The sequence below is a fragment of the bacterium genome, from assembly GCA_037131655.1.
Lineage (GTDB): Bacteria > Armatimonadota > Fimbriimonadia > Fimbriimonadales > JBAXQP01 > JBAXQP01.
The window spans coordinates 1-2,508 of sequence record JBAXQP010000358.1; the positions used below are offsets into that span (position 1 = coordinate 1).

Here is a 2,508-nt window from a genome sequence, read left to right on the forward strand (position 1 = left end):
ATCATGTATCTCTCATGGAATAACTGTCTGGCTTTCAATGACATGGATACTTCCTATTAGCGCAATTTATCATTATAATTTTGATACCACCACAAGCATTGTGCCCCACATCGGAACCGAAATTCAAGAAGTGGGGCGATTCAATATTTACCCGGAACCAATATAAAAATGTATTTGGTCCCCGGCCAGGGCAACGACCGCGCCATCTTTATCGCCTCGGCAGCGCAGAATCCCCGCGCCACATTTCTGGCATAGCGGAAAGATGTGGGACGCACACACCCGAAAACAGTTTTCAACCATCCACCCAGCAGGCGTCCAATTTCAGCTACTTGCTCGGAAGCATGCCGGTATTGTCCGGACGTAAGCCATTGCCAACGTTCGCATAAACGTAAGTATAACCGGATTTTCATTAATTCGGCATCCGCAGAGCGTAACTTTTCAGTCCGCAATATGCCGCGATTGCTGTTTGCCTCTACAAGCCGCTCCTAGAGATCTAAGGCAGCGTCCTGTATGCGCCGAGTAACAACAAACCGTTGGCTGCGCGGAAAGTTTAATGTCAACGGTATCAGCCAAGTAATGAAATCGTAAGTACGAATAAATATGGTCATATCTTCAGACATCAGCAGACTCCAACGCGAGTAAATCAAACTCAGATAATAGTGCTCGGCGGAGACCGTAGGTGTCCCCATAGCGAACGTGATTGATCCAGCCTCTGACCGAAGAATTCACTTGTTCCCGGGTACCCAGGCTAAGGATATGCTTTAATTTGCGACGGTAGGATATCAAGTTGCGTCGTTTGAGCCGTCTATGCTCCGGAAAAACCACAAAACCAAGAAAAGGTATTCCTTCGCTTACCGGAAATGGATAAGTGCGTTCTTCATGCAGTGTCAGCCGGTAATGAGCCAAACGCTGAATGACAGCCTCTCGCCATTCCCATAATTCTCGTTTATCGTTACTAAAAAGGAGAAAATCATCTACATAACGTAAATAGCCATGACAACTCAGTTCGCGTTTGATACATTGATCCAACGGATTTAAATAGCAGTTTGCCCACCACTGTGATGTTAAATTGCCGATAGGCAATCCACGCGCCCGATTGACCGCGAATAAATCATCTCCAGGATAATAAACCATACGGTATTCTTCTGATAAAACATCTTTGCCACTTTCCAAGATTAGATCGATAAGCCAGAACAAGTCAATTTCATTGGGAAGCATATTACCTAAAACATTACGCAGTAAAATATGATCAATTGATGGAAAGAATTGGACGACATCGCATTGCAGCACATATTGATAGCGGCGTGCAAATTGTTGGCAACGATCTAATGCGCGATGCATTCCTTTTCCTACCCGGTTGGCGTAACTATCCGCTAAAAACAAACGCTCGAAATAAGGCATAATGATATTACATAATGCATGATGGATCACCCTATCCCGAAAGGGGGCAGCGGAGATCAAACGCCGTTTAGGTTCGTGAATATAAAAACTATGATAACTACCGGGATGATACCGTTTTTCTTTCAGCTCGCTCTGTAATCCCAATAAATAATCAGCTAGCAGATATTCAAAAGCTGCCGTGGATGGTCTACCGCGCTTGCCTCTGGACGCGTTTTCATACGCCAACCAGAGATTATCCCATTCATAGATTTGCTCGAAAAGAATTGAAGAAGTATTCATAAATTTAAAAAAATCGATTCTCCCACGATAAAACCAAAAAAAGAATCAGAGATTCAGAGAGCAGAGAGAAAGAGCTCAGAATTTTGAGATGGGGGACGCACACACCCGAAAACCGAAGTCGAAGTTACGAGGGTAAGTGTAGTAACGGGATGCACAGCGGAGGTTCCTGAGGTTGGAGAGGCTGAAGAAAGAGCCGCCCCGCAGAACCCGCACATCCCGACTACCGCCCTCTTCGCGTCCATCCCCAATCTGATTGGGATAGCCCTTGAACAGGCTGTTCGTCCACTCCCATACATTGCCCGCCATATCGGCACAGCCGTATGGGCTGTCACCTTGGGGGCTGTATTGTCCCACGGGCGTGGTATCTTTGACGTTCAAGTTAAAATTGCAGAGGGTTGCGTCCGCTTTCTGCTTGCCCCAGGGAAAGATCCGTCCATCCGTCCCTCTGGCAGCCTTCTCCCATTCCGCTTCACTGGGCAGGCGTAGCTCACGTCCAGTTACCTCACTTACCCAGGCGCAAAAGGCAAGCGCATCATCCCAATTCACAAATGTGACCGGGTGGGCTGCCTTGTGTACCACATCGCTGCCAGCTCCGCGCGGGTGCTGCCAATCATGTCCACTGCCTTCCTTCTCCGCCGTGGTTTTATATCCGCTGGCTTTGATAAATGCGGCGAATTGTGCCACCGTTACCGACGATTTCCCGATCAGGTATTCAGCCAGATAAACTTTGTGCTGCGGCAGCTCGTTATCGTATGCCTCGGGGTCTTTCTGCTTATCGCTGCCCATCATGAACTCTCCTTCCGGCACGCGTACCAATTCCATCTCCAC

General features: G+C 47.7%; 3 protein-coding genes. All 3 read right to left on the reverse strand.

The features are described from left to right. Positions 1-140: 140 nt before the first annotated feature. A complete protein-coding gene (locus WCO51_12380) occupies positions 141-410 on the reverse strand; it encodes a four helix bundle protein (protein ID MEI6514050.1) in 270 nt (89 codons plus the stop codon). Between the two features lie 202 nt (positions 411-612). Next, the gene (locus WCO51_12385; protein ID MEI6514051.1) at positions 613-1,680 is read right to left on the reverse strand and encodes a reverse transcriptase domain-containing protein; all 1,068 of its coding nucleotides are present in this window, start codon (positions 1,678-1,680) and stop codon (positions 613-615) included. A gap of 75 nt (positions 1,681-1,755) precedes the next feature. Next, on the reverse strand, positions 1,756-2,508 hold a 753-nt coding region (locus WCO51_12390), incomplete at its 5' end, for a formylglycine-generating enzyme family protein (protein ID MEI6514052.1).

What these genes read in the sequence shown, in the direction of transcription:
- WCO51_12380 (MEI6514050.1), bottom strand. Translation starts at nt 410, where the DNA reads ATGAAAATCCGGTTATACTTACGTTTATGCGAACGTTGGCAATGGCTT.
- WCO51_12385 (MEI6514051.1), bottom strand. Translation starts at nt 1,680, where the DNA reads ATGAATACTTCTTCAATTCTTTTCGAGCAAATCTATGAATGGGATAAT.